A 26,683-nucleotide genomic window follows, 5' to 3' on the forward strand; every position below is an offset into this window, starting at 1 on the left:
TTCGCTTTCTCGTGGGGGGTGGGGCTAGCGGGTGAGGGCCGCCGCGGGGGCGGCGGCGGAGGAGCGGTGCGCGGCGATGACGTCGCGGTAGAAGGAGGCGGACTGCTTGGGCGTGCGCTTCTGCGTGCCGAAGTCGACGTGGACGAGGCCGAAGCGCTTGTCGTAGCCCTCGCCCCACTCGAAGTTGTCGAGGAAGGACCAGGCGAAGTAGCCGGCCGCGGGCACACCCTGCGCGGCGGCGGCGTCGATCGCTCCGATGTAGCCGGCGAGGTAGTCGATCCGCTCGGGGTCGAGTACGCGGCCCTCGGGGTCGACGTAGTCGTGGAAGCTCGCCCCGTTCTCCGTGATGTAGACGGGCAGATCGGAGTAGCGGGAGGTGACGCGGAGCAGGACGGCGGTGAGCGCCTCCGGAGTGACCGACCAGCCGAACGAGGTGTGCTCCGAGCCCGCGGGCGTCTCGCGCACCCGGGCCGCCCCGCCGTCCGCGTCGTCCTCGACCACGACGCGCTGGTAGTGGTTGATGCCGACGAAGTCGGTCGGCTCGGCGATGATCGCCAGGTCGCCGGGGAGAACGGCGTCCGAGAGCCCCCACGGGTCCAGCAGGGCCCGGGTCCGCGGCGTGTACTCCCCGCGGTAGACCGGCGCGAGGAACAGCTGGTGGTTCACGGCGTCGAGGCGCTCGACGGCGTCGAGGTCGTCGGGAGTGGCGGGAACCAGGTCCGCGACGATGTTCGTGACTCCGATGCGGGCACCGGGGGCCGCCGTGCGGATCGAGCGGGTGGCCAGGCCGTGCGCGAGATTGAGGTGGTGGGCCGCCGTGACGGCGTCGCGGGTGCTGGAGCGGCCGGGGGCGTGCACACCGAGGCCGTAGCCCAGGAACGCCGCGCACCACGGCTCGTTGATGGTGATCCAGTCCCCGGTGAGATCGCCGAGGGCCGCGGCGACCGCTCCGGCGTACTCGGCGAAGGCGCGGGCCGTGGAGCGCGCCGTCCAGCCGCCCTCGTCCTCGAGCTCCTGCGGGAGGTCCCAGTGGTAGAGCGTGACGAAGGGGCGGATGCCCCGGGCGTGCAGGCCGCTCAGGAGCTCGCGGTACCAGCGGACGCCGGCGGGGTTCAGCGGTCCGCGGCCTCCGGGCTGCAGGCGCGTCCACGAGAGCGAGAGGCGGTAGGCGGGGACGCCGAGCTCGACCAGCAGGTCGAGGTCCGCCTCCCAGAGCCGTCGGTGATCGCACGCGGTGTCGCCGGTGTCGCCGTGGCGGGTGCGGCCGGGGGTGTGCGCGAAGGTGTCCCAGATGCTGGCCGTGCGGCCGTCCTGCCGCACTCCGCCCTCGATCTGGTACGCGGAGGTGGCGAGACCCCAGACGAAGTCGTCGGGGAGGTGGGAAGTAGGGGGTGACATCATCGTCGTCGCTCCATCGGGTCGGGCTGATGGGAGTCATCATCACACAGTTACTGACAGACCGGTAAGTAAATTTTTCGAGAGGTAGAATCGACTCGGCGGAAGGGGCGCGGATGAGGGCACAGCAGAGCTGGCCGGCGCCTGCCGCATCGGGGGCGGGCAAGGCGCAGAGGCCGCAGAAGCGGTCGGGGCAGCGGCGCAAGGAGATCCTCGACGCGGCGATGGCCGTGTTCGGGGAGCACGGCTACGCGAACGGCTCCCTCGCCGACATCGCCGAGCGCGTGGGCATGACGCACGCCGGCGTCCTCCACCACTTCGGCTCCAAGGAGCAGCTGCTCATCGCACTGCTCGAGTACCGCGACGACGCGGACGTCGCCGACCTGGAGGGGCACCACGCCCCGCGCGGCGCCGCCCTGCTCGACCACCTCATCGACACCGCCGCCGCCAACGCTCTGCGGCCCGGGATCGTGCAGACCTACACGGTGCTGCTGGGCGAGTCCGTCACCGACAACCACCCCGCCCGCGCCTTCTTCGCCCAGCGCTACGAGGGCCTCCGCTCGATGATCACCTCGGCCGTCGCCGACGCGACCGGTCGCGATCCGGAGGACGTGGAGGTGGCCGAGGCCGCCTCCGTCATCATCGCGACGATGGACGGACTGCAGACGCAGTGGCTCCTCAGCGACCGCCGCGTCACCATGCGGCGCAGCGTCCAGCTGGTCATCGAGTCGCTGCTCGCGCGCCTGCGCTGATCCCCGCCGCGCCACCCCCTCTCGGGAGCGCTCCGGTGCGTCCGAAGCGCCACTCCGGCCGGCCGCGCCGACGCCCACCGGGCGGTCCTGCGGGCCGTGACGGACTCCAGCCGCGTTCAGTCCATTTCTGCGGTCGGTGTTTACTTACGACTTGGTAAGTCCTTATCGTGTGCCCAGACCGCTCCGAGCGGGAACTCGATGAGGAGAACCATGAAACCGAGAATCGTGATCGCCGCCGCGGCGATCGCAGCGCTGGCCTCGGCCGGACTGACGACGGGCGCCCTCGCCACGTCCGCCGTCGCAGCCCCCTCCGGCACCACCGTGTCGGTCACCCAGACCGCACTCGCGGCCGACCGCCTCGCCACCAAGACCGCGACCACCTTCGGCAGCCTCAACGGCGCCGTCCCCGACATCCGCATCGACGCCGCTCAGCAGCACCAGGCCATCGACGGCTTCGGCGCCACCTTCAACGAGGCGGGCTGGGACGTGCTCAACCGCCCGAGCGTCAGCGCCGCGCAGCGCGGCGCCGTGATGGACCAGCTCTTCGACCCCGGGACCGGAGCGGGCTTCTCGATCGCCCGCACCTCGATCGGGTCCAACGACTTCGCGCTGGACCACTACTCCTACGACGAGACGGACGGCGACTTCGGCCTGAACGACTTCTCGGTCGCGCGGGACCAGCAGTACCTGATCCCCTACATCAAGGCCGCCCAGGCTTCCGCCGGCGGACCCTTCCGCCTCATGGCCTCGCCGTGGACTGCGCCCTCCTGGCTCAAGAACAACAAGTCCCTCCTCGGGAAGCCGACCGCTTCCGGCGACGCCTCCCTCGTCGCCCCGTCCGTCGATCCCCGCTACTACCAGGCCTACGCCGACTACTTCGCGAAGTACGTCGCCGCCTACAAGCAGCAGGGGATCGACGTCACCGACGTCTCGGTGCAGAACGAGCCCGAGAACCCCGCATCATTCGAGGCGACTCTCTGGACCGACTCGCAGATGGCGCAGTTCGTCGGCTCCTACCTCGGCCCCACCTTCGCCGCACAGAGCACCGGAACGAAGATCCGCGTCTACGAGCACAACCAGGACCACTGGTACTACCCGTCCAACGTCCTCAACGACCCGGCCGTGAAGCCGTACGCCTCCGGCGCGGACTTCCACCCCTACGAGTGCGACTTCGGGCAGAACTACTGCTCCGACGCCAACCTCGACCTCTTCGCCCAGTCCAGCCCGGGGTACTCCTCCTGGATGAGCGAGCACACCGACCTCGGCCAGGCGGAGCCCACCAACTACATCCGCGACGAGAAGTGGGCGAAGGAGATCGTCAAGCAGATCAACCACGGTCAGAGCGCGTACATCTACTGGAACATGGTGCTCGACCAGAACGGCGGACCGGTCACCGACCTCTCTGCTCCGCAGGAGCCCCTCGTCGAGGTGGACACCAGTGGATCCGCGGCGACGGTCTCGTACATGCCCAAGTTCTACGAGCTGGCGCAGTTCTCGAAGTTCGTGAAGCCCGGCGCGCACCGCATCGGCGCCGAGGGCGGACTGACCGGCGACGACGTCGCTCAGACCGCGTTCGAGAACCCCGACGGAAGCCGCGTGCTCGTCGTCGTGAACAGCGGACCCGCCACGACGGCGACCGTCGGCGAGGGGACCACCGGCTTCACCGCGAAGCTGCAGGCCCACTCGACCTCGACCTACACCTGGGCCGGGGCGAAGAGCAGCTACGCGCTCTCGCCCGGAGCGACCGCCGGCTACAGCGACATCGCCTCCGAGCACTTCACCGGCGACTCCGGGCTCGTCTCCGGCGGCGCCACCGCGCAGGTCGCGGGCGACATCGCGAACACGGCCGACGACACGCTCTACCGCACCACCCGCACCGGCGCCGTCTCGTACGCACTGCCGGTCCCGAACGGCCGCTACCGCGTCTCCCTCCTCCTCAGCGAGAACGCGGGGACCGCTGCCGGGCAGAACGTCTTCGACGTGACAGCGGAGGGAGCGACCGCGTTCAGTGGCGTCGATCCCTTCGCGGCCGGATCCGGTGCCCGCAGCGCCTCCACGGCGAGCGCCGTCGTCGCCGTCTCCGACGGCACGCTGAACCTCGCGACCGTCGCGCGACAGGGTACGCCCTCGCTCGCCGGCGTCCGCGTCTCCCCGCTGCCCGCGACCGGCGACGCGCACCGCTCGACCGTGACCGGCGGCCTCGCCTCCGGCTACAGCACGAACGCGGGAGTGCTCCCCGGCGTGGTCTTCGCCCAGGACTACAACGACGGCGGCTCCGGCGTCGGCTACTCGATCGCCCAGCCGCAGAGCACGACGAGCGGCTACCGCCCCGACGCGGTGAACCTGGCGACCAGCACGGACACCACCTACGGGGGCGGCGAGGCCGTCGTCGGGCTCGCCTCGGGCGACCGCCTGAACTACACGGTGGACGTCGTCGCCGGCGGCCGCTACGACCTCGCGCTGCGGCTCCGGACCACGAACAACCTCACCGGCGGGGCGAGCATCCTGCTCGACGGGCAGCCGCTCGCGACCCTCCCGGCATCCACCACCGCGGGAGCCTGGGCCGACCGGTCCGTCTCCGGAGTCACTCTTCCGGCGGGCACCCACACCCTCACCGTGGTCGCGAGCGGACTCATCGACCTGCGCACTCTCACCGCGTCGCGCATCACCGACATCACCGCCGGCAGCACCATCGAGGCGGAGGACTGGGCGGCCGGTGGCGAGGGAACGGGCTACCACGACACCACGGCGGGCAACGGGAACACGACGTACCGCGGCCTGCCGCTCGTCGGCTACTACCGCGGCGGCGACGTCGACCTCGAGTCCTCGTCGGTCGAGTCCTCGCAGGGCGACAACTTCGACGTCGGCGGGACCGACGACGGGGAGTGGCTCCGCTACGACGTGCACGCCGACAGCGCCGGGGCGTTCGACATCAGCGCCCGCGTCGCCAGCGGCTTCGACTCGGGAGTGATCGCCTACGCGCTGGACGACCGGTCGAACATCGTCAGCCCCGCGGACACCACGATCCCGAACACGAACGGCTGGCAGACCTGGCGCACCCAGGTCGTGCAGAACGTGCCGATCCCCGCAGGGACGCACGCGCTCTACGTCCTGGTGAAGAAGGGCGGCTTCAACCTCGACCGCCTCACCGTCGTCCCGACCGGGATGGGCTGGGCCACGACGGTCGGCTTCGGCAGCTCCTACGCGGCCGGTCCCGGCGTCTCGACCTTCACCGACCAGAACGCTCGCCAGTTCATCAAGAGCGGCGGAGTGGACCGCGGCGCCTGCCAGCGCTCCCGCTGGAACCAGGTGCAGTACCTCGCCGACCGCTTCGGGCAGCGCGACACCTTCTACGACGCGTCCTGCCCCTCCGACACCAGCCAGTCCATCGCGACGTCGACCGGTCAGGGCGACGAGCTCGCCGAGGCCGCGACCGGCTACGCCGCGAACCCGTGGCGCGGAGCGGGAGCGCTCGGCTGGGGGACGAAGACGGTGACCGTCTCGGTCGGCGGCAACGACGTCTACTCCGGCACGAACTCCGCTGGCAAGAGGTACGAGGGCACGGTGACCGGAGCGATGTACGCCTGCGACAGGACGACCTCGTGCGTCGACGGCAACGGCGTCCCGAACTGGAACGGAACGAAGGGCGGAACTCGGAAGGGCGACATCACCGTTGCGGCGATGAAGGCGAACCTCAAGCCGATCGTCGAGCAGATCCTCGCCGCCACGAAGAAGGACGGCACCTCGTCGGTGCAGATCCGGTTCATCAGCTACCCGTCGGTGTTCGGCAGGCCGGGGACCTCGGTCTCCTGCTCCGGCGCGGCATCGGGCAGCGATCCCGCCTGGAGCTACACCGCGGCGGAGTCGACGTATCTGCAGAACCTGCTCGACACGCTGACCACCACCGAGGCCTCCACGCTCACCGCGATCTCGAGCGACCTCGGGCTCCCCGCCGGTCAGCTGCGGCTGGTCGACATCCGCTCGCAGTCCGAGGACCACGGGATCTGCCAGCCGCAGAGCACGCGCTGGATCGCGCAGCCCTACGGCGACTCGTCCGCGGCGGGCATCCACCCGAACCTCTCGATGTTCGCGATGGAGGCGCGCCAGGTCAGTCTCTCCTCGCCCCAGGGCTGAGCCGGTCGGAGGGGAGCCCGGCTCCCCTCCACCGGTCCCCCGCCGACAACGCGGAAGTCGTCGCACTCACACTCGGGTGCGACGACTTCTGCGTTCTCGCGAGCGCCGCCGGGTCAGGCCGTCGGCGTCCAGATCCGCATCGTCGACGGTCCGCGGTTCGCCCAGCGGTGGTACGGCCGGAACTCCACCTCGAAGCGGCGCCCCTCCTCCACCGGCACGGAACCGTAGGGCCAGCCGGGAGCCGCCTCGCGCGCCACGAGGGACACGCGCGCTCCCTCCGCCGTCACGACGGGCGGCACCGAGGCGTCGACCGCGATGTGCTCGGTGTCCAGGCCCTCGGGCAGGTCGAGCGACTCGATCGCCAGCACGAACGGCCCGCGCTCGAGGGCGACCTGGCCGCGCACCGCGTCGATCCGGGGGTGCGGGGCGACGAAGCGGGCCGTCATCGGCAGCGAGAGCCGCACGGTGTCGCCGGCGGAGAACGCCCGGCGGACGGTGACAGTCGGCGTCGAGACCGGCTCGCCGTCGAGCAGCGCCGAGCCCCGCGCGAACGGCGGCACCCGCAGCGTCAACGCGAACTCCGCGTCCTCGAGGATCCGCACGACGATCTCGCCGTCGGCCGGGTACTCCGTCTCGACGCGCAGCGCGACGCCTCCGGTGCGCACCTCGTACGCGCCGTACTGGTGCAGCTGCACCCCGTCGTCGGTGGCGGTCGCGAAGCCGAGCTCGACGCTCGCGAGGGTGCGGGCGGTGTTGGTCGGGCAGCACGAGACCCAGAACCAGGGCGCGCGGAGGCTGGACTGCGCGCGGTCGGTCTCGCGCGACTCGTCCGGAGCCACTCCGTCGACGCGCTGCTGCAGCGTGTTCGTGTAGAAGAAGGCGCGGCCGTCCTCGCGGGTGGCGGGGAGCACCGCGTTCAGCAGCGTCCGCTCCATCAGGTCCGCGTAGCGGTGCTCGTTCGAGCCGAGCAGGAGCCGCCAGCTGAGCATCGTGGAGCCGATCGCCGCGCAGGTCTCGGCGTAGGCGCGATCCGGCGGCAGCTCGTAGTCGGCGCCGAACGCCTCGTCCTGGTGGTGCGAGCCCATCCCGCCCGTGACGTAGGTCCGCCGCTCGACGGTCGCCTCCCACTGGCGCCTGACCGCCTCCTCCAGCTCGGCGTCGCCGGTCTCGACCGCGACATCGAGAGCCCCGGAGGCGAGGTAGAGGGCCCGCACCGCGTGGCCGCGCAGCACCTCCGCGTCGCGCACGGGCACGTCGTCCTGGAAGTACTCGGCGCCGAACGCGATCGGCTTCAGCGTCCCCGTCCCGCGCCGCTCCACGAAGAGGCGGGCCAGCTCGAGGTAGCGCTCCTCCCCCGTCGCCCGCGCCAGCTCGGCGAGCGCCGGCTCGATCTCGGGGTGGCCGCACACGGCGACCCTCCCCTCGGGCCCGAACTCGCGGTGCACGTGGTCGGCGAGCCGTCGGGCGACCTGCGGCAGGAGGTCGTCGTGCCCGGTGCGGAGCCGCGCCACGGCGGCCTGGATCAGGTGCCCGAAGCTGTACAGCTCGTGGCCCCACTCCAGATCGGAGTAGCGCGCACGCTGGCCGGGCCGGCCGAAGCTCGTGTGCAGGTAGCCGTCCGGGTCCTGGGCGGAGGCGACCCGCGCGACGAGGTCGTCGTACCGCTCCTGCAGCCCGGTGTCGTCGCTCCGGCCGAGCTCCCAGGCCATGGCCTCGAGGAGCTTGTAGACCTCGGAGTCCACGAACTCGATGCCCGCGTGCGCGTCGCCGCTCTCGGCGGACGAGATCGAGCCGTCGGCCGCGCGGTCGAAGTTGCCGGCCCAGCCGACGCGCTCGATCCACGAGCGGCAGTGCTCGATGACGGCGGAGGAGTTGAGGTCCTGGTAGTGCTTCCAGAAGCCGCCGGTGAGGCGGATCTCGTCCTGGCGGAGCGGCCGGAGCACGCTCCGCGAGGGGGCGACCGGGCCGCCGAGGGCGGTGGCGGTGGGGGCGGTGAGGGTCACGGTGTCTCCTTGGAGGGACGGGTCAGTCCTTGACGGCGCCGGCGGTGACTCCCGCCGAGACGTACCGCTGGGCGACGACGAGGAGGACGGCGGCCGGGAGCGAGGCGACCACGGCGGTCGCCATGATCGAGTTCCACTCCTGGTTGTTGTTGCCGATGTACTTGTAGATGCCGAGGGTGATCGGCTGGAGCTTCCCGCCGCTGTCGAGCGTCGAGGCGAAGATGAAGTCCGACCAGGCCCAGAGGAACGCGAACAGCGAGACGGTGACGACGGAGTTGCGGCTGATCGGCATGATCACCGAGGTGAAGGTGCGCCAGGCGCTCGCTCCGTCCATCCGGGCCGCCTGGGTGAGCTCGTCGGGGATCCCCGACATGAAGGCCGTGAAGATCAGCACGCCGAACGGCACCGCGATGGTGGAGTCGGCCACGATCAGGCCCGGGATCGAGTTGAGCAGCCCCAGGTTGAGGTAGATGGCGTAGAAGCCCATCGCCATGATGATCGCCGGGATCATCTGCGCGATCAGCAGCACGAACGAGAGGGCCTGCCCGCCGCGGGGCCGCAGCTTCGCCAGCGAGTAGGCGGCGGGAGCGGCGATCGCCACGGTCAGCAGCACGGTGCCGAGGCCGACGACGAGGCTGGTGCCCAGGTAGGGCAGCTGCTCGCTCAGCACCGCCTGGTAGCCGGTGAACGTGGGCGAGAACGGGAACCAGTCCGGCGGATCCTTCCGCATCGAGCCGGTCGGAGTGAGGGAGACGTTGATCATCCAGTAGACGGGGAACAGCATGACCGCCGTGAGGGCGATCCCGACCACCGTGAGATACCAGGGGCGGCGGGCGGTCACGAGTCGGCCTGCTTCCGCTGGACCCGGATGTACACGAGGCCGAAGACGAGGGCCAGGATGATCAGCAGGTTGCCGACGGCCGCGGCCGGTCCGAAGTCGGGCAGCATCGAGCCGAAGCCGAGCTGGTACGTCCAGGTGGCGAGCGTGGTCGAGGAGTCGGCGGGGCCGCCCTTCGTCATGATCCAGATGATGTCGAACACCTTCAGCGTGTAGACGAGGCCGAGCAGGATCGTGATCGCCGACACCGGGCGCAGCAGCGGCAGCGTGATCCGCCAGAACTGCTGGGCGCCGGTCGCGCCGTCGAGCGAGGCCGCCTCGTAGAGGTCCTGCGAGATGTTCTGCAGGCCGGAGTAGAGGATCACCAGGTTGAACGGGATGCCGATCCAGATGTTCGCGATCAGGACCGCGATCAGCGAGGTGGTCGGCGAGGTGAGCCAGTTGATCTGGCCGATCCCGAACGACTCCAGGAACGCGTTCACGATGCCGGAGTCGCTGTTGAGCATCCACGACCAGGTCGAGGCCGAGACGATCAGCGGCAGGAGCCACGGCACCAGGAACAGTGCCCGGAGCGTGCTCGCCAGCGGGAAGCGGCGGTAGAAGAACACGGCGAGCGCCAGCCCCAGCGTGAACTGGAAGAGGAGCGAGACGCCGGTGAAGACCGCCGTGTGCAGCAGCGCCGGGCCGAAGGTCGCGTCCTGGAACACCTGGACGTAGTTGTCGAACCAGACGAAGGGCGCGTTCCCCTGCACGAACGAGCGGACCGTGTAGTCCTTCAGGCTCAGCTCGAGGTTGCGGTAGAGCGGGAACGCGTAGAAGACGAGCAGGTAGGCGACGAGCGGGGCGAGGAACGCCCACGCGACCAGGCGGCCGCCCTCGGGGCGCCGGCGGCGCCGACGGCTCTCGGCGGCCGGGGCGGGCGGGGCCGGCGGCTCGGTGCCGCGCCGCAGGAGGCGGGCGGTCTCGGTGGCAGTGGTCATGGTCTCTCCCGTCCCCCCGGCCGGTGCGCGGAGCACCGGCCGGAAGGACCTCGTTCGGGGAGCGGGAGCCCCCGGTCGTCCTACTTCGTGGCGGATTCGGCGGCCGACTGGGCGGCCTTCAGGGCGTCCTCGGGAGACTGCGAGCCGCTGAGCACGGTCTGCACCGCGCCCCACAGCTGCTCCGAGATCTTCGGGTACTTCGTGCCGAGATCGTCCGAGGTGCGGCCCTTCGCGGCCTGCACGGCGGTGACCCACGGCTCGAGGTCGGCGTTGCCGGCGACCTGCTCCTGCTGCGCCTCGGCCGTCGGCGCGATGTACGAGAGCGTGTTGTCGGTCGTGACCAGGCTGCTCGTCGAGGTCAGGCACTCGGCGATCTTCTTCGAGGTCTCGTAGCGCGCCGTGTCCGACTGCACCGGGAGGGTGAGGAACTCGCCTCCGGTCGGTGCGGGGGCCGCTCCGCCGTCCTTCGACGGGATGGTCAGGACGCCGTAGTCGATGCCCGAGGCCTTCGCGTTGGCCAGCTGCCAGGTGCCGTTCTCGCCGAACGCGTACTCGCCGGTCTCGAACTCCTGCCAGCTCGTGGTCTGCGTGTTGCCGATCACGGAGTTGGGCGCGTAGCCCTTCTCCAGCCAGTCGCTCCAGAGCGAGACGGCGTCGACCGCGGCGGGCGAGTCGAGGTCGGTCAGCTCGGCGCCGGAGCCCCAGAACCACGGCAGGAACTGGAAGGTCCCCTCCTCCGTGCCGATGCCGGAGAACGTGATGCCCTTGCCGCCGGAGGCGGTGACCTTCTCGAGCGCGTCGGTCAGCCCGGCCCAGTCGGTGATGGAGGCGGCGTCCACGCCGGCCTTCTCGAGCACGGCCTTGTTGTAGTACAGCGCGAGCGTGTTGGCGCCGATCGGCACGCCGAAGGTGTCGCTGCCGGTCTGGCCGGCCGCGAGGATGTTCGCGTCGATCCCCTCGGTGGAGAGCCCGGACTCGGCGGTCGTGGTCAGGATGCCCGACTCCGCGAGCGTCGAGACCACGGGGTTGTCGACGAGCAGGAGGTCGGGCGAGTTGCCCTGCTGACCGGCGAGCAGCGCCTTGTTGGTCAGGTCGGTGGTGTCGTAGCCGGTGCGCTCGACGGTGACGCCGGCCTCGGTCCCGCAGGAGTCGATGAGCTTCGCCCAGTCGGACGACTCGTCGAACTGGGGGTACGGGTCCCAGAACGTGTAGCTGCCTCCCGCGGCGGAGCCGGAGTCGCCCCCGGTGCCGCTCGCGCAGCCGGTCAGTGCGGCCGCGGCCGTTCCCAGCAGGACGGCGGCGGCGAGGCCCCGAGCGTGCTTCCTCGTCTTCACGGATGATCCCTTCGTCGTTGACGGATTCCTCGGCAGTCGTCCCGATCGTCTACGCCGGGCCGAAACTACTTTCTGTCGGGTAAACCTAGGCAGAGCAGGTCAGTCCGTCAAGAGATGCGACCTTTTCGGTCTTTTCGGTTTTTACGCCGAGTCGTGCGAGGATCATCGCGGCGGCCCGTCGGGCCCGGAACGGAGACGCGGTGCCACCACGCAAGCCCACCGGCACCATCACGCTCACCGACGTGGCGGCCGCCGCCGGCGTCTCGATCGCCACCGCCTCCAAGGCGCTCAACGGCCGCGACCAGGTGCGCGCCGAGACCCGCCAGCGCGTGCTGGACGCCGCCGAGGCCCTCTCCTTCACCCCGAACCCGTTCGCGCAGGCCCTCAACTCCCGGCGCACGGGCACCATCGGGATGCTCACCAACGATCTCGACAACCGCTTCGTGCTCCCCGTGCTGCTCGGCGCCGAGGACGCGTTCGGCGCCGGATCGACGTCGGTGCTCCTCTGCGACGCCCGCGGCGACTCGATCCGCGAGCAGCACCACATCAAGAACCTGCTCGCCAAGCGCGTCGACGGGATCGTGGTGCTCGGTCGGACGACGAACCCGCGCCCCTCGATCACCCGCACCATCCCGGTGCCGGTCGTCTACGCCTACGCGCCCTCGGAGGATCCGCGCGACTCCTCCTTCACGCCCGACAACGTGCAGGCCGGCGTCCTCGCCGCCCGCCACCTGATCGAGCGCGGACGGACGAGGATCGCCCTCGTCAACGGCGAGCCGAGCTACACCGCCGCCCACGACCGTGCCCGGGGCGTCGAGCAGGCGCTGACGGAGGCGGGATTACCGCTGGTCGGCGGCGGCGTCCTCTTCGGGCAGTGGTCCGAGAGCTGGGGCCGCCAGTGCGCCGAGTCGCTGCTGCGCGCGCATCCGGACCTCGACGCGATCATCTGCGCGAGCGACCAGATCGCCCGCGGCACCCTCGACCACCTGCGCGAGACCGGCCGGCGGGTGCCGCAGGACGTGGCCGTCGTCGGCTTCGACAACTGGGACCTCCTCGTCGAGGCCGCCCGCCCGCCGCTCTCGAGCATCGACATGATGCTCGACACGCTCGGCCGTGCCGCCGCGGAGGAGCTCTCGAACGCGATCCACGGACGTCCGACCGCGGGCGTGCAGGCCATGCCCGTCCGCCTCGTGCCGCGGGAGTCCTCCGGCTGACGCCCCCGCCCTCCGCGAGAACGCGGACGTCGTCGCACTCGAGCTCCGGAACGACGACTCCTGCGTTCTCGCGACCTGCCGATCGGGGCTCGCGGAATCGGATGTTGACGCCGCGCTCTCGGATGTGTACTTTCCAGTTATACGAATAACCGAGACCACGAGGAGGTGGGTCATGGCCGGACGGACGGCGACGATGAGGCAGGTCGCGGAGCGCGCCGGCGTCTCCCAGGCCACCGTGTCCCTCGTGCTCAACAACGCTCCCGGCAACCGCGTCACCGAGGCCACCCGAGCCCGCGTGATGGAGGCGGTCGATGATCTCGGCTACCGCACCAACGCCTTCGCGAAGTCGCTCCGCAGCGGGCAGTCGGGCATGATCGGCTTCGTCTCGGACGAGGTCGCCAGCTCCCCCTTCGCCGGCCGCCTGCTGAAGGGCGCGCAGATGCGGGCCTGGGAGAGCGGCCACATCATCCTCAGCGTCGACACCTTCGGCGAGCGCGCCCTCGAGGAGTCGGCGATCGACATGATGCTGTCGTACCGCGTGCTCGGCGTCATCTACGCCTCGATGTACCACCGCGTCGTCGAGGTGCCGGAGGCGCTGGGCGACGTGCCCACCGTGGTCGTGAACGCCCAGTCCGCCGGCGGGCGCTTCTCGAGCGTCTTCCCGGACGAGGAGGAGGGCGGGTACACCGCCACCAGCCAGCTGACGGGCGCCGGCCACCGCCGCATCGCCTACATCGACATCCAGCCGGCCGACAGCGATCTCCCCGCGGGTGTCGGACGGCGGGCGGGCTACCGCCGCGCCCTCGAGGAGGCGGGCCTCACCGTGGACCCCCGCCTCGTCCGGCACGGCTCCGGCGGCACCGTCGAGGACGGCCTCGCGCTCACCGCGGAGCTCCTCGACGAGGCCGATCCCCCCACCGCGATCTTCTGCGGCAACGACCGCACCGCCTGGGGCGCCTACCGGGCTCTCGAGGCGCGCGGCCTCCGCGTGCCCGAGGACTGCTCCATCGTCGGCTTCGACGACCAGGAGACCCTCGCCTCCTACCTCGACCCCGGCCTCACGACCGTCGCGCTCCCCCACGAGCGCATGGCCCGCGACGCCGTCTCCCTCCTCCTCGCGGAACCGCGCGAGGAGCCCCGACCCCATCCCATCCATTGCTCACCGGTCCTCCGCGGATCGGTGACGAGTGCAGAGGTGCGCGCATGACGACGATGAAGTCCGCCCCCGGGATCCCCCGGCCACGGCGCCTCCTGAGCCCGAGGCAGCGCCTCGGCTCCGCTGCGAGGCGCGCCCTGCGCTCCTGGCAGTTATACGTACTACTGACCCCGGCGCTCGTCTTCGTGGCGCTGTTCAAGTACTGGCCGATGTACGGCGCTCAGATCGCCTTCCGCGACTACAACCCGTCGCTCGGCTTCTCGGGCAGCCCGTGGGTGGGCCTGGACAACTTCACCCGCTTCGTCTCGTCGTTCCAGTTCGGGCGCCTGATCGAGAACACCCTGACGGTGAACGCCCTGGGGCTGCTCATCGCCTTCCCGGTGCCGATCGTGCTCGCGCTGATCGTCAACCAGCTGCAGAGCGAGCGGTTCAAGAAGTTCACGCAGACGGTGCTCTACTCGCCGTCCTTCATCTCGGTCGTCGTGGTCGTGGGCATGATCCACCTGCTCTTCTCGCCGCGGTCCGGGATCGTGAACAGCGCGATCGTCGCCCTCGGGGGAGAGCCGGTGTTCTTCATGGGCTCGCCGGACTGGTTCCGGCCCCTCTACATCGGCTCCGACATCTGGCAGAACGCCGGATTCTCGATGATCGTCTACCTCGCCGCCCTCACCGCGATCGACCCGGCTCTGCACGAGGCCGCCCGCGTCGACGGAGCGAGCAAGTGGCAGCGGATCCGCCACATCGACATCCCGGGCATCCTGCCGGTGATCACGATCCTGTTCATCCTGGCGATCGGCAATCTCTTCAACCTCGGATTCGAGAAGGTCCTGCTCATGCAGACCGACCTCAACCTCCCGACCTCCGAGGTGATCCAGACCTACGTCTACAAGGCGGGGCTGCAGCAGGCGCAGTTCAGCTACTCGGCCGCCATCGGCCTCTTCAACTCCCTGATCAACCTCGTCCTGCTGGCGACCTTCAACCAGGTCGCCCGCCGTGCGGGCCAATCGAGCCTCTGGTGACGACGCCATGACACAGACCATCCACCCCGACCGCGCCGTCCGCGAGCCGTCGGCACCGACTCCCCCTCGCCGCACCGCGCCGGCGAAGCGCACCGGACGGTACGCGGACCCCGTGTTCAACACGATCGCGATCGCCGTCCTGCTCCTGGCGATCGTCGCGATCGTCTACCCGATGTACTTCATCGTGATCGCCTCGTTCAGCGAGCCGTCGCAGATCCTCAACGGGAACGTCTGGCTCTGGCCGGCCGGCTTCACCCTCGAGGGCTACGGGCGGATCTTCTCGGACGGCGCGATCTGGCAGGGCTTCGGCAACTCGGTCCTGTACACGGTCGTCGGCACCGCGATCAGCGTCAGCACGATCCTCTGCGCGGCCTACGCCCTGTCGAGGAAGGACCTCTACGGGCGGACCGTCTTCCTCCTGATCTTCATCCTCACGATGTTCATCGACGGAGGCCTGATCGCCCGCTACCTGGTGGTGCGCGACCTCGGGATGCTGGACACGATCTGGGCCGTGGTCCTGCCCGGCGCGGTCGGCGTCTGGAACCTGATCATCGCCCGCGCCTTCTTCGAGAACAACGTGCCGGGCGAGCTGCGCGACGCCGCTCAGATGGACGGCGCGAGCGACTTCCGCTTCTTCTTCAGCATCGTCCTGCCGCTGTCGAAGCCGCTGATCTTCCTCATGATCATGATCCACCTCGTGGCCAACTGGAACGCCTTCTTCGACGCCCTGATCTACCTCGACGACGAGAGCAAGTACCCGCTCCAGCTGGTGCTGCGCAACGTCCTGATCCAGTCCGAGGTCACCTCCGCAGGCGGCTCCGGAGCGATGGACTCCTACGCCGCCGCCCAGCGCCTGGGCGAGCTGATCAAGTACGGAATGATCGTCGTCTCGACGATCCCCCTCTTGATCGTCCTGCCCTTCATGCAGAAGCACTTCACCAAGGGCGCCCTTCTCGGCGCCGTGAAGAGCTGACCCTCCACCCCTCCCGCACCACCCTTTCGACAAGAGGAACACGAACGATGAGACACCGCAGTTTCTTCACCACCACCGCACTCGCCCTCTCCGGCGGACTGCTCCTGGCCGGCTGCACGACCGGCGGCGGGAACGACCCCGTCCAGGACCGCTCGAGCGAGGTCGGCTTCAACGAGACCGGCCTGCCGATCGTCGACGACACGCTGTCGCTGACCTTCGGCGGCACCAAGTCCGCCCTGTCCCCCGACTACTCCTCGATGCAGCTCGTGCAGCAGTGGGAGGAGGACACCAACATCTCGATCGACTGGAAGAACCTCCCGGAGCAGGTCTACGCCGAGAAGAAGAACCTCCTCCTCGCCAGCGACGACGTGCCGAACGTGCTGTTCAACTCGGGCCTCACCGACGCCGAGATCGTGCAGTACGGCGAGAACGGCACGCTCATCCCGCTCGAGGACCTGATCGAGGAGCACGCGCCGACCCTCTCCGCGATCCTCGAGGACCGGCCCGACATCCGCGCCGCGCTCACCGCCTCGGACGGCCACATCTACACGCTGCCCTCGGTCGAGGAGCTCGGGATCCTCCAGTACCCGAACTTCCTCTTCATCAACACCGCCTGGCTCGACGCGCTCGGCCTCCCGATGCCGACGACGATCGAGGAGTACCGGGCCGCGCTCGAGGCCTTCAGAACCGGCGACCCCAACGGCAACGGCAAGGCCGACGAGATCCCGCTGTCCTTCCGCACCGACTCCTTCTGCGGCAACCCGCACGACCTGGTCGCGGCGCTCGGCGGGCAGCCGGAGAACAACGACCACCGCATCGTGGTCGACGGGAAGGTGCAGTTCACGGCCGACACCGACGGCTACAAGCAGGGCGTCGAGGCGCTCTCCGACTGGTACGCCGACGGGCTCATCGACCCCGAGTCGTTCTCGCAGGACGACGTCGCCTTCCTCTCCAAGGGCAAGGCCGACACCCCGGTCCTCGGCTCCTTCTTCTGGTGGGAGGCGAAGGAGATGGTCGGCGAGGACCGCCTCGGCGACTACGCGATCCTCGGCGTGCTCGAGGGCGTCGACGGCGAGAAGCGCGCCAGCGTCACCAGCAACCAGGAGATCAACCGCGGCGCGATGGCGATCACCCGCTCCAACGAGTACCCCGCCGCCACGATGCGCTGGGCCGACCGCCTCTTCGACCCCGAGATGAGCGCCCAGAGCAGCTGGGGACCCCTCGGCGTGACCCTCCAGAAGGACGAGGCCACCGGCCTCCTCGTGCAGATCCCCGCCGCCGCCGGCGAGGCCGAGGGCGAGCGCCGCCAGAAGGTCGCCCCGGGCGGCCCGAAGATCACCACCGAGAAGGACTTCGAGACCGTCGTGGCCCCCGAGCCGCGCGCGAAGGAGCGCCAGGACCTGGTGAACGAGTACTACCTCCCCTACAAGGCGAACGACGCCTACCCGCCGGTGATGCTCTCGAACGACGAGCTCGACCGCGTCTCGTACGCGCTGACCGACATCAACACCCTGGTGAAGGAGAAGTTCGCCGCCTGGATCGTCAACGGGACCGTCGACAGCGAGTGGGACTCCTACGTCTCGCAGCTGGAGTCGATGGGCGCCTCCGACGTGACCGCGACGTACCAGCAGGCCTACGACCGCTTCCAGAACGGCGGCGAGTAGTCCCCGGGGGCGCGGGCGGCAGCCGCCCGCGCCCCTCGTCCGGCCGCACCGAACCCCTCTCCTCAGGAGCCCTTGTGACCATCACCACGACGACCGACGCCTGGCGTCCATCCGCCCACTTCACCGCCCGATCCACCTGGCTGAACGACCCGAACGGGCTCCTCTTCCACAACGGCACCTACCACCTGTTCTTCCAGAACAACCCGACCGGCAGCACCTGGGGCAACATGTCCTGGGGCCACGCGACCTCGACCGATCTGGTGTCGTGGAGCGAGCAGCCCGTCGCGATCCCCGTCCTCGACGGCGAGATGGCCTTCTCCGGCAGCGCCGTCGCCGACGTCCGCAACACGGCGGGCTTCGCCGGCCCCGGCGAGACGGCCCTCGTCGCGGTCTACACGGCCGCCCGCGACGCCCTCCCGGACGGCACCGGAGCCTCGCAGGCCCAGGCGCTCGCCTACAGCGTCGACGACGGCGCCACCTGGACCCGGTACGCGGGCAACCCCGTCCTCGACATCGGCTCCGCGGAGTTCCGCGATCCGAAGGTCTTCTGGTTCGGCGGGGACGACGGCCACTGGGTGATGGTCGCCGTCGAGGCGGTCGACCGCCGCGTCGCGGTCTACACCTCGCCCGACCTGATCGCGTGGACCCGGCGCTCCCACTTCGGCCCCGCCCATGCCACGGGCGGCGTCTGGGAGTGCCCGGACCTCTTCCCGTTGCGCGTGCGCGGCACCGACGAGGTCCGCTGGATGATGATCGTGAGCCTCAACCCGGGCGGCATCGCCGGCGGCTCCGGCAGCCAGTACTTCCTCGGCGACTTCGACGGAGCCGAGTTCACCGCCGACCGGCTCAGCGCGTCCGAGGACCCCGCCGACTACGACTGGCTCGACTACGGCCGGGACTACTACGCGGCCGTCTCCTTCAACGACGCTCCCGAGGGCCGCCGCCTCACGATCGCGTGGGCCAGCAACTGGGACTACGCGAACGAGACGCCCACCGGCCCGTGGCGCTCGTCCATGTCGCTCGTGCGCGAGCTCGACCTCGTCCGCGGGGCCGACGGCCGTCTCCGCCTCGCGCAGCGGGCGGTCCTGCCGACCGGGCCGGCGTCCCGCGACGTCCGCGTCTTCGACGTCGACGTGTCCCGCCTCCCCGGCGACCGCACCGAGCTGCGCCTGCTCACCGGCACGACCGACGACGAAGTGGTGCTCACGGTCGACGGCGACGAGGGAGTGCTGACCTGCGACCGCACGCGCAGCGGCGCGGTCGACTTCGCGGCGTCCTTCCCCTCGGTCGACTGGGCTCCGCTGCCCGGGCCGGACGAGTCGGGGCGGATCCCGGTCCGCATCGTCGTCGACGCCTCGGTGGTCGAGGTGTTCCTCGGCGGGGGTCTCAGCACCCTCACCCAGCTCGTCTTCCCGTCGGCGCCGTTCACGACGCTGCAGGTCCGCGCGGCGGCGGAGTGAGCGGGCCCGGCGCGGGCTCCGGCAGCGGCCCCGGCGCGGGCTCCGGCTCTCGCGTCCTCGTCGTCGGCGAGACCGTCGTCGACGTCGTCGAGCGGGACGGGAGCCGGTCGGAGCACGTCGGCGGCTCGCCCGCGACCGTCGCCGTCGCCCTCTCCCGGCTCGGCCGCTCCGTCCGCTTCGCCACCGCCCTGGGCGACGACGAGCGCGGACGCCGGGCCCGAGCGCACCTGGAGGAGGCCGGAGTCGCGGTGTCGGCGCCCGCGCGCGGCACCACGTCGACCGCGGCGGCGGTCATCGGCGCCGACGGGTCGGCCCGGTACGAGTTCGACCTCAGCTGGGACCCGGACCGCATCGATCCCGACGGAGCCGTGCACCTCCACACCGGGTCGATCGCCGCCTTCCTGCATCCCGGAGCAGACGCGGTCGCGGACCTGCTCGACCGTCTGCCGCCCAGGACCTCCGTCAGCCTCGACCCCAACATCCGGCCCGAGGTGCTCCCTGCGCGCGCTGAGGTCCACCGCGTCCTCGAGCGGCTCCTCCGGCGCTGCGATCTGGTGAAGCTGAGCGACGAGGACGCCGAGTGGCTCCACCCCGGCGACTCCGTCGACGCCGTCCTCGACCGCCTCCTGGCCGCCGGCCCTTCGCTGGCGATCGTCACGCGCGGCGGCGAGGGGATGGTCCTCGCGTCCCGCCGGGCCCGGGTCGTCGTCCCCGCCTCCCGCATCACCGTCGCGGACACCATCGGCGCCGGCGACACGGCGATGGCCGGGCTGATCGACGCCCTCCTCGACAGCGGGACCACCGCTCTCGACGAGGACGCCCTCCTCGCGGCGGGCCGGTGGGCGGCCCGGGCGGCGGGAGTCACCGCCTCCCGCATCGGCGCGGACCCGCCCTTCCGAGCCGAGCTGGCCGGCGTCTGACGGCCGGGCGGAGCGGACCCCGGCATCGAGCGGACGCCCGCGTTCCGAGCAGAACGGTCGCGCACTCCTCGCATTGCGCCTTCCGCCCCGAGACACTGGCCCTACCGCGATGTCCCGGCGATCGGAGCGGCGTCTCGACGCACGAGCGGGCCCGACGGCACCGGGATACACCCGTGTCACGAGCAGTGCGTGCTCACCCGGACGCGCACCCGCCTCCTGCCCGGACACCGCCCCACGTCCGAGACACCGCCTGCTCAGCGGTGCCCCGACGCTCGGAGCGGCGTCTCGACCCACGAGCGGGCCTGCGCACAGCGGCGAGGACACCGGAGAGACGGGCGGAGCGCGATCGTGGACGCAGACGTGCGCCGGACCCCTCGGGAGTCCGGCGCACGGCCTGGCGGTGATCAGCTGCCGGTGATCAGCCGGGATCAGCTGCCGGTGCGCTCACCGCGGCGTCGGAGGGTGAGGAGCATCAGACCGCCGCCGACCAGGGCGAGCAGGCCCAGCACTCCGGCGGTCGCCGTCGCTGCGGCGTCCACTCCGGTCGAGGCGAGAGCCGGACCGCGGGGACCGTTCGACCCGGACACGGGAACGACCGCGGCGTGGGAGGGCGCCGGTCGCGGCGCTGTGGTCGCGGTCGGAGACGGCGAGGCCGTGGGCGTCGCGGTCGGCGTGGTGGTGGGGGTCACCGTCGGCGTGGTGGTGGGAGTCGCCGTCGGCGTGGTCGTCGGCGTGACCGTCGGAGCCACGGTGGGCGCGATCGTCGGGGTCACCGTCGGAGTGATGGTGGGCGTGACCGTCGGAGTCACGGTCGGAGTGACAGTGGGCGTGACCGTCGGAGCCACGGTGGGCACGACGGTCGGCGTGACGGTCGGAGTCACGGTCGGCGTCACGGTCGGCGTGACCGTCGGAGTCACTGTCGGAGTCACTGTCGGAGTCACGGTCGGAGTCACGGTCGGCGTGACGGTCGGCGTGACGGTCGGCGTGACGGTGGGGGTCACCGTCGGAGTCACGGTCGGCGTCACGGTCGGCGTGATGGTCGGGGTCACCGTCGGAGTGACCGTGGGCGTCACCGTCGGAGTGACCGTGGGCGTCACCGTCGGAGTGACCGTCGGCGTCACGGTCGGAGTGACCGTCGGCGTCACGGTCGGAGTGACCGTCGGCGTCACGGTCGGAGTGACCGTCGGCGTCACGGTGGGCGTGACCGTCGGGGTCACGGTCGGCGTGACCGTCGGAGTCACGGTCGGCGTCACGGTGGGCGTGACCGTCGGCGTCACGGTCGGCGTGATCGTCGGCGTCACGGTCGGCGTGATGGTCGGAGTCGCCGTCGGCGACGATCCGCCGTCGGAGGGCTCGCAGCCCGGCTCGGTGAAGTCGTTGGAGTCGAGCGTGACCGCTCCCGTGCGGGCCAGTGCGCGGCCCTCGACGGAGACGCCCGTCGTCACCGTGATCGAGACCGAGGCGAGCACGGAGCCCACGAAGTCCGAGTCGGTGCCGAGAGTCGCGGAGCTGCCGATCTGCCAGTAGACGTTGCAGGCCTGCGCTCCGTTGATCAGGGCCACCGTGCTCGACGAGGCCGTCGTCAGCGTCGACGCGGCGCGGATCACGAAGACCGCCTCGTTGACGCCCTCGGCGTCGAGCGTGAGCGTCCCCGTCACTCCGACCGGTCCGGCCGCGGTGTAGACCCCGGGCTTCAGCGTGCTGCCGCCGATCTCGGCGCCGATCTGCGCGGTCGTCGCCTGCGAGGCGAGCTGTCCGTAGGCGGTGCCCACGTCGGCCTGGGCCTGGGCCGCCTCCGCGTCTCCGCGGTGGATCACTCCGTCCGTCCGTCCGGGCGGGAACCCGGTGACGGCGGTCAGCGGGCTGACCCCGACGCTCTGGTCCAGGACGCTCGACCCCGTGTTCGTCACGGTCGACGCGGCCAGGACCGAGTAGTCCTCCGCCGTGCCGAGATCGGGAGCAGTGGCCGCCTGCGCCGAGACGCCGGCGAAGAGCGCGGCGCCGACGACGGCGAGGACGACACCCGTCCCGATCGCCCCTCTTCTGCGGTTCTGCCGATGACGGCGGAGCGAGGTACGAGAGGACACGTGCGGCATGAGGCCAGCGATCTGCCCACGTCAGCGTGAGCTCAATAACCCGAGGTGGGAGGCTCGAACCGTAGGTCGCGCTCCTCGCCCGCGTCTACGCCGCGACCCTGACGGGGGGCAGGATCCGCCGACGGCGTCCCCCGACCCGGGACATGGCCGCCACTGGAGTCCTCGCGCCGGTGACGGCGGACCCGGCCGGCGGAGCGGATCAGCGGTGACGCCCGCGGCACCCGAACCGGTCGGAGTGCCGTGCGTCCCGAAGCCCTCAGCCGAGAGCCGCCACCCGCTCGATCACGGCCTCGCCCAGCCGAGCGACGTACCCCTCCGGATCCGGCCCGGCCGGCGCCAGCTGCACGTGGTCGATCCCCAGCGCCGCGTACTCCTCCATCGCGCGGACGAAGCCGTCGGGATCGCCGATCGGATCGCCGCCCCCGGTGATGGTCTTCGTGATCGTCGCGTAGTCGCGCCCGAGATCGTCGCAGTGCCGCTTCAGCACGTCCAGCTTGTGCGCCACGTCGTCCGCGCCGGTGCCGAACAGGTTGCAGGCGTCGCCGTACTGCGCGACCAGCCGCAGCGTCTTCCTCTCTCCGCCGCCGCCGATGAGGATGGGCGGGCCGGGCTGCTGGATCGGCGCCGGGTGGTTCAGCGTCTCGGCGAGCCGGTAGTGCGTCCCCTCGAACGGCCCGTCGTCGTCGCTCCACATCTGACGGCAGATCCGCAGCGTCTCCTCCAGCCGCTCGAACCGCTCCTTCAGCGGCGGGTACGGCACGCCGAGCCCGAGGTGCTCGCGCTCGTACCAGGCGGCCCCGATGCCGAGCATCGCGCGCCCGCCGGAGAGCACGTCGAGGGTGGTGACGATCTTCGCGAGCAGTCCCGGATGGCGGTACGTCACGCCGGTGACGAGGAGACCCAGCCGCATCCGCTCCGTCCGGCCGGCGACGAAGCCGAGCGAGGTGTAGCCCTCGAGCATCGGATCCTCGCTCGTCGCGAAGTGCTCCATCTGGAAGTAGTGGTCCATCAGCGTGAACCAGGCGCAGCCGACGTCCTCGGCCGTCCGCGCGGTCGCTCCGAGGATCGGCGCGATCCCCGCGCTTCCGCCCGGAAGGGTGAAGTTCATGAAGTGAATGCCGAGCTGCACGCGCGTCTCCTGTCGTCCCGGGATGTCCAGGAGCCAGTGTGCGCCGAGCCACCGCTCAACACGCCGACGCGCCCGCCTCTGAGCGGCGTCTCATCCGTTCCGCGGCGTCTCGGCCGATCGCACCCGTCGAGGCGCGGCCGCGCTCACTCGCAGACGCGGAAGCGGTTCCGGTCGAACCCGACGACGTCGCCGACGGCGAGCTGGCGCCCGCGGCGCAGATCGACTTCGCCGTTGACGGTCACCATCCCCTCGGCGACCGCCTCCTTGGCCTCGCCGCCCGAGAGGATCCCCGCGAACTTGAGGAACTGGCCCAGGCGGATCGACCCGCCGCCCAGCGGGACGTCGACGGGCTCGGGGACGGCAGCAGCACCTGTCACGTCAGACCGCCGGGATGTCGGCGAAGCGCGAGAAGTGGCCGTGGAAGCCCACGGTCACCGTGCGGGTCGGGCCGTTGCGGTGCTTGGCGACGATGAGGTCGGCCTCGCCCGCGCGCGGGTTGTCCTTCTCGTAGGCGCTCTCGCGGTGCAGGAGGATCACCATGTCGGCGTCCTGCTCGATCGAGCCGGACTCGCGGAGGTCCGAGATGGCGGGGAGCTTGTCGGCGCGCTGCTCGGGGCCTCGGTTCAGCTGCGAGAGCGCGATGACCGGCACCTGCAGCTCCTTCGCGAGGAGCTTGAGGGCACGCGAGAACTCCGAGACCTCCTGCTGGCGGCTCTCGACCTTCTTGCCGGAGGTCATCAGCTGCAGGTAGTCGATGACGACCATCTTGAGCCCGACCCGCTGCTTGAGCCGGCGGCACTTCGCCCGGATCTCGACGAGGGTCATGTTGGGCGAGTCGTCGATGTAGAGCGGCGCGTCGTTGATCCGGCCACGGGTGGAGGCGATGGTCGTCCAGTCGCGCTGGTCGACCGTGCCCTTGCGCATGTGCTGCAGCGGCACGGACGCCTCGGCCGAGAGGAGGCGCATCGCGATCTCGCTGCGCCCCATCTCGAGGGAGAAGAAGATCGTGGCCATGTTGTGCTTGATCGCGGCGGCGCGGGCGAAGTCGAGCGCCAGCGTCGACTTTCCGAGCGCGGGGCGCGCGGCGACGATGATCATCTGCCCGGCGTGGAAGCCGTTGGTCAGGTCGTCGAGGTCGGCGAAGCCGGTGGGGACGCCGGTGAAGCTGCCGTCCTTGTGAGCGGCCGCCTCGATCTCGTCGATCGCGACGGTCACTGCGTCGGTCAGCGGGACGTAGTCCTCCGCCGTCTCGGAGCCGGTGACGTTGTAGATCTCGGCCTGCGCCGTGTTGACCAGGTCGAGCACCTCGCCCTCGCCCTGGTAGCCCATCTGCGCGATGCGGGTGCCCGCCTCGACGAGGCGGCGCAGCAGAGCGCGCTCGGCGACGATGGAGGCGTAGTACCCGGCGTTGGCCGCGGTGGGGACCATCGAGGTGAGCGTGTGCAGGTAGTCGGCGCCGCCGGCCCGCTGCAGCTCGCCCTGCTTCGTGAGCTCGTCGGTGACCGCGATGACGTCGGTCGGCTCGCCGTGCGAGTAGAGGGCGAGGATCGCGTCGAAGATGATCTCGTGCTTGGGGATGTAGAAGTCGGTGCCCTTGACGCTCTCGACGACATCGGCGACCGCGTCCTTCGAGAGCAGCATGCCGCCCAGCGACGACTGCTCGGCGAGGAGGTCGTGCGGAGGGGTCCGCTCGTTCCCGCGCGACTCGCCGCGGTCTCCGCGACCGTCCCGTCCTTCCGAGCCGGGTACCGCCAGGTGCGCGATCGTCATGCCTTCGCCTCCTCCTGTCGGGTGCTGCGCGTCCGGTCGAGCCGGTGCCGGGATCCGGTCTACCAGCGACCTCCGACAGCGGCGCACGGGCGCCTGCCCGCACCCCTCGCGGGGCGCTGCGCCACCCTACGGACCGCCGACCGCGGCACGCAAACCGCCCTGTGGAGAGATCTGTGCAGAACCGAGGGGAAACGCCGGGCCCACTGTGGGCAACGTGTGGACAACCCTGTGGGATCAGCGGCCCTCAGCAAGTTTTTTCCGGCTCTTGACCAGGCATTTCCTGCTTTCCACAGGTGTGTGGGGAAAAGAGTCTCAAGACCACAGTGAAGGTTGGTCCCGCTGGAGGGTGTATGTGGATGGAGCTGTGGAGAACGGGAACGACGAAGGGCGGTGCGAGGGAACTCGGAAGTCCCGTCGCACCGCCCTCCGCGGCGTTCTCACGGCCTTACTTGGCCGCGACCACCTGCAGCTTCACAGTGGCCTGGATGTCGTCGCGCAGACGCACCACGGCCTCGTGCTCGCCGACGTGCTTGATCGCGTTCGAGATGACGATCTTGCGCTTGTCGAGCTCGCCGAATCCGGCCGCCGCCACCGCGTTCGCGATGTCGGAGGTCTTCACCGAGCCGAACAGGCGGCCGTCCTTGCCGGCCTTGACCGTCAGCTTCACGCGGTTGGCCTCGAGGACCTGCTTGGTGTGCTGGGCCTCTTCGATGGTCTTGTGCTCACGAGCGGCTCGCGCCGACTTGATCTGCTCGACCTGCTTCTCGCCACCGCGGGTCCACGCGACGCCGAAGCCCTGCGGGATGAGGTAGTTGCGGGCGAACCCGTTCTTCACGTCGACGACGTCGCCGGCCGAGCCGAGTCCGTCGACCTCGTGGGTCAGGATGACCTTGGACATACCGTTACCTACCTTCCGCTGCCGGCGTAGGGCAGGAGCGCCATCTCGCGGGCGTTCTTGACGGCACGGGCGATGAGGCGCTGCTCCTGAACGGAGACGCCGGTGATACGACGGGCGCGGATCTTCCCGCGCTCCGAGATGAACTTGCGGAGGGTCGCGACGTCCTTGTAGTCGATGACACCCACGCGGACCGACTTCGCGGGGGCCGCGTTCTTCGCGCCCTTGCCGCGGATCGGCTTGCGGCGGTCGCCGCTGCTCTTTCCAGCCATAGTGGTTTCCTTAGATTCTGGTTCGCCCCTGCCCCGCCGCGAGCGATCGCGGTGCGGGGGAGGCGTGATTCAGGTGAGGAGAGCGTCCGAGCCGAGGCTCAGAACGGCGTCTCGTCGTTGTAGCTGCCCGGCGTGCTCCACACGTCGCCACCGGCGGGAGCGCTCGGCGCCCACGGCTCCTCGGCCTGACCGCCACGGTTGCCGCCGGCGTTGCCGGAGCCCCCCTGACCGCCGCCGCCGAAGCCGCCCTGGCCGCCGCCGATCTGACCGCCGTTGCCCTGGCCGCCACCGGCCTGGCCGCGTCCGCCTCCACCGGAGGCGCGCGTGACCTGCGCGGTCGCGTAGCGCAGCGAGGGCCCGATCTCGTCGATCTCGAGCTCGATGCTGGTGCGCTTCTCGCCTTCCTTCGTCTCGTAGGAGCGCTGCTTCAGGCGGCCGGTCGCGATGACGCGGCTGCCCTTGGTCAGCGTTCCTGCGACGTTCTCGGCGAACTCGCGCCAGACGGAGGCGCGGAGGAACAGCGCTTCGCCGTCCTTCCAGTCGTTCGCCTGACGGTCGAAGGTGCGCGGCGTGGAGGCGATGGTGAAGTTCGCGACCGCGAGCCCGCCCTGCGTGTAGCGCAGCTCGGGGTCGGCGGTGAGGTTCCCCACCACGGTGATGATCGTCTCGCCGGCCATGA

The 26,683-nt window shown here is 70.6% G+C and carries 21 protein-coding genes; 9 read left to right on the forward strand and 12 right to left on the reverse strand.

The genetic code is table 11. The features are described 5' to 3' along the window. Positions 1 to 24: 24 nt before the first annotated feature. Complete coding sequence (locus tag C5C39_RS02665; RefSeq protein ID WP_219813171.1) at positions 25 to 1,401, reverse strand: GH1 family beta-glucosidase; 1,377 nt, start codon at positions 1,399 to 1,401, stop codon at positions 25 to 27. Between the two features lie 110 nt (positions 1,402 to 1,511). On the opposite strand from C5C39_RS02665, the gene C5C39_RS02670 reads away from it, so the two are divergent. Then, positions 1,512 to 2,147 carry a TetR/AcrR family transcriptional regulator gene (locus C5C39_RS02670; RefSeq protein WP_104237749.1) on the forward strand — a complete coding sequence of 212 codons (636 nt, stop codon included), beginning with the start codon at positions 1,512 to 1,514 and terminating at the stop codon, positions 2,145 to 2,147. Between the two features lie 210 nt (positions 2,148 to 2,357). Next, complete coding sequence (locus C5C39_RS02675) at positions 2,358 to 6,281, forward strand: carbohydrate-binding protein (protein WP_181136301.1); 3,924 nt, start codon at positions 2,358 to 2,360, stop codon at positions 6,279 to 6,281. 113 nt (positions 6,282 to 6,394) lie between these two features. Here the strand turns inward: C5C39_RS02675 and C5C39_RS02680 are convergent, their stop codons facing one another. The 4 genes from C5C39_RS02680 to C5C39_RS02695 form a co-directional block, all read right to left on the reverse strand. Further along, complete coding sequence (locus C5C39_RS02680) at positions 6,395 to 8,284, reverse strand: glycoside hydrolase family 127 protein (protein ID WP_104352615.1); 1,890 nt, start codon at positions 8,282 to 8,284, stop codon at positions 6,395 to 6,397. Positions 8,285 to 8,306: 22 nt separating this feature from the next. Further along, positions 8,307 to 9,125, reverse strand: coding sequence for a carbohydrate ABC transporter permease (locus C5C39_RS02685; RefSeq protein ID WP_104222699.1), 819 nt, complete (start codon positions 9,123 to 9,125; stop codon positions 8,307 to 8,309). Further along, a complete protein-coding gene (locus tag C5C39_RS02690; protein WP_104247032.1) occupies positions 9,122 to 10,102 on the reverse strand; it encodes a carbohydrate ABC transporter permease in 981 nt (326 codons plus the stop codon). The genes C5C39_RS02685 and C5C39_RS02690 overlap by 4 nt, the downstream gene beginning before the upstream one ends. Before the next feature lie 80 nt (positions 10,103 to 10,182). Next, positions 10,183 to 11,436 (reverse strand): extracellular solute-binding protein, encoded by a 1,254-nt coding sequence (locus C5C39_RS02695; protein ID WP_104352616.1) that lies wholly within the window; start codon positions 11,434 to 11,436, stop codon positions 10,183 to 10,185. Positions 11,437 to 11,636: 200 nt separating this feature from the next. Here C5C39_RS02695 and C5C39_RS02700 point away from each other — a divergent pair, with 200 nt between their 5' ends. The 7 genes from C5C39_RS02700 (at position 11,637) to C5C39_RS02730 (ending at position 19,842) form a co-directional block, all read left to right on the forward strand. Then, positions 11,637 to 12,650: a LacI family DNA-binding transcriptional regulator gene (locus C5C39_RS02700; RefSeq protein WP_104352617.1), complete on the forward strand. Its 1,014-nt coding sequence runs from the start codon at positions 11,637 to 11,639 to the stop codon at positions 12,648 to 12,650. A gap of 172 nt (positions 12,651 to 12,822) precedes the next feature. Beyond that, positions 12,823 to 13,857, forward strand: a complete 1,035-nt coding sequence (locus C5C39_RS02705) for a LacI family DNA-binding transcriptional regulator (protein WP_104352618.1) — start codon at positions 12,823 to 12,825, stop codon at positions 13,855 to 13,857. Further along, complete coding sequence (locus tag C5C39_RS02710; protein WP_244229528.1) at positions 13,854 to 14,825, forward strand: sugar ABC transporter permease; 972 nt, start codon at positions 13,854 to 13,856, stop codon at positions 14,823 to 14,825. Before C5C39_RS02705 ends, C5C39_RS02710 begins: the two co-directional genes overlap by 4 nt. Before the next feature lie 7 nt (positions 14,826 to 14,832). Further along, positions 14,833 to 15,798 (forward strand): carbohydrate ABC transporter permease, encoded by a 966-nt coding sequence (locus tag C5C39_RS02715; protein ID WP_104268804.1) that lies wholly within the window; start codon positions 14,833 to 14,835, stop codon positions 15,796 to 15,798. 47 nt (positions 15,799 to 15,845) lie between these two features. Further along, complete coding sequence (locus C5C39_RS02720) at positions 15,846 to 17,462, forward strand: ABC transporter substrate-binding protein (protein WP_104352619.1); 1,617 nt, start codon at positions 15,846 to 15,848, stop codon at positions 17,460 to 17,462. A gap of 74 nt (positions 17,463 to 17,536) precedes the next feature. After that, positions 17,537 to 18,922, forward strand: coding sequence for a glycoside hydrolase family 32 protein (locus C5C39_RS02725; protein ID WP_104352620.1), 1,386 nt, complete (start codon positions 17,537 to 17,539; stop codon positions 18,920 to 18,922). After that, positions 18,919 to 19,842: a PfkB family carbohydrate kinase gene (locus C5C39_RS02730; RefSeq protein WP_104352621.1), complete on the forward strand. Its 924-nt coding sequence runs from the start codon at positions 18,919 to 18,921 to the stop codon at positions 19,840 to 19,842. The genes C5C39_RS02725 and C5C39_RS02730 overlap by 4 nt, the downstream gene beginning before the upstream one ends. Positions 19,843 to 20,270: 428 nt before the next feature. On the opposite strand, the gene C5C39_RS17800 is transcribed toward C5C39_RS02730, so the two are convergent. From C5C39_RS17800 to C5C39_RS02765, 7 genes are all read right to left on the reverse strand, one after another. Next, positions 20,271 to 21,929, reverse strand: a complete 1,659-nt coding sequence (locus C5C39_RS17800) for an ice-binding family protein (RefSeq protein WP_258075755.1) — start codon at positions 21,927 to 21,929, stop codon at positions 20,271 to 20,273. Between the two features lie 265 nt (positions 21,930 to 22,194). After that, complete coding sequence (locus C5C39_RS02740) at positions 22,195 to 23,067, reverse strand: LLM class F420-dependent oxidoreductase (RefSeq protein WP_181136302.1); 873 nt, start codon at positions 23,065 to 23,067, stop codon at positions 22,195 to 22,197. A gap of 143 nt (positions 23,068 to 23,210) precedes the next feature. Then, complete coding sequence (locus tag C5C39_RS02745) at positions 23,211 to 23,444, reverse strand: RNA-binding S4 domain-containing protein (RefSeq protein ID WP_104247028.1); 234 nt, start codon at positions 23,442 to 23,444, stop codon at positions 23,211 to 23,213. Between the two features lies 1 nt (position 23,445). After that, positions 23,446 to 24,837 (reverse strand): replicative DNA helicase, encoded by a 1,392-nt coding sequence (gene dnaB, locus C5C39_RS02750; protein WP_104352623.1) that lies wholly within the window; start codon positions 24,835 to 24,837, stop codon positions 23,446 to 23,448. 445 nt (positions 24,838 to 25,282) lie between these two features. Next, a complete protein-coding gene (gene rplI, locus C5C39_RS02755; RefSeq protein WP_104222692.1) occupies positions 25,283 to 25,735 on the reverse strand; it encodes a 50S ribosomal protein L9 in 453 nt (150 codons plus the stop codon). Positions 25,736 to 25,743: 8 nt separating this feature from the next. After that, on the reverse strand, positions 25,744 to 26,004 hold the full coding sequence (gene rpsR, locus C5C39_RS02760; protein ID WP_055784551.1) for a 30S ribosomal protein S18: 261 nt from the start codon (positions 26,002 to 26,004) through the stop codon (positions 25,744 to 25,746). 98 nt (positions 26,005 to 26,102) lie between these two features. Continuing rightward, complete coding sequence (locus C5C39_RS02765) at positions 26,103 to 26,681, reverse strand: single-stranded DNA-binding protein (RefSeq protein WP_104222691.1); 579 nt, start codon at positions 26,679 to 26,681, stop codon at positions 26,103 to 26,105. Between the last annotated feature and the right edge of the window lie 2 nt (positions 26,682 to 26,683).

The sequence above is a fragment of the Rathayibacter sp. AY1F3 genome, assembly GCF_002931975.1.
Taxonomy (GTDB): Bacteria; Actinomycetota; Actinomycetes; order Actinomycetales; family Microbacteriaceae; genus Rathayibacter.

What these genes read in the sequence shown, in the direction of transcription:
- C5C39_RS02665 (WP_219813171.1), bottom strand. Translation starts at nt 1,401, where the DNA reads ATGATGTCACCCCCTACTTCCCACCTCCCCGACGACTTCGTCTGGGGT.
- C5C39_RS02670 (WP_104237749.1), top strand. Translation starts at nt 1,512, where the DNA reads ATGAGGGCACAGCAGAGCTGGCCGGCGCCTGCCGCATCGGGGGCGGGC.
- C5C39_RS02675 (WP_181136301.1), top strand. Translation starts at nt 2,358, where the DNA reads ATGAAACCGAGAATCGTGATCGCCGCCGCGGCGATCGCAGCGCTGGCC.
- C5C39_RS02690 (WP_104247032.1), bottom strand. Translation starts at nt 10,102, where the DNA reads ATGACCACTGCCACCGAGACCGCCCGCCTCCTGCGGCGCGGCACCGAG.
- C5C39_RS02705 (WP_104352618.1), top strand. Translation starts at nt 12,823, where the DNA reads ATGGCCGGACGGACGGCGACGATGAGGCAGGTCGCGGAGCGCGCCGGC.
- C5C39_RS02710 (WP_244229528.1), top strand. Translation starts at nt 13,854, where the DNA reads ATGACGACGATGAAGTCCGCCCCCGGGATCCCCCGGCCACGGCGCCTC.
- C5C39_RS02715 (WP_104268804.1), top strand. Translation starts at nt 14,833, where the DNA reads ATGACACAGACCATCCACCCCGACCGCGCCGTCCGCGAGCCGTCGGCA.
- C5C39_RS02720 (WP_104352619.1), top strand. Translation starts at nt 15,846, where the DNA reads ATGAGACACCGCAGTTTCTTCACCACCACCGCACTCGCCCTCTCCGGC.
- dnaB (WP_104352623.1), bottom strand. Translation starts at nt 24,837, where the DNA reads ATGACGATCGCGCACCTGGCGGTACCCGGCTCGGAAGGACGGGACGGT.
- rplI (WP_104222692.1), bottom strand. Translation starts at nt 25,735, where the DNA reads ATGTCCAAGGTCATCCTGACCCACGAGGTCGACGGACTCGGCTCGGCC.
- rpsR (WP_055784551.1), bottom strand. Translation starts at nt 26,004, where the DNA reads ATGGCTGGAAAGAGCAGCGGCGACCGCCGCAAGCCGATCCGCGGCAAG.
- C5C39_RS02765 (WP_104222691.1), bottom strand. Translation starts at nt 26,681, where the DNA reads ATGGCCGGCGAGACGATCATCACCGTGGTGGGGAACCTCACCGCCGAC.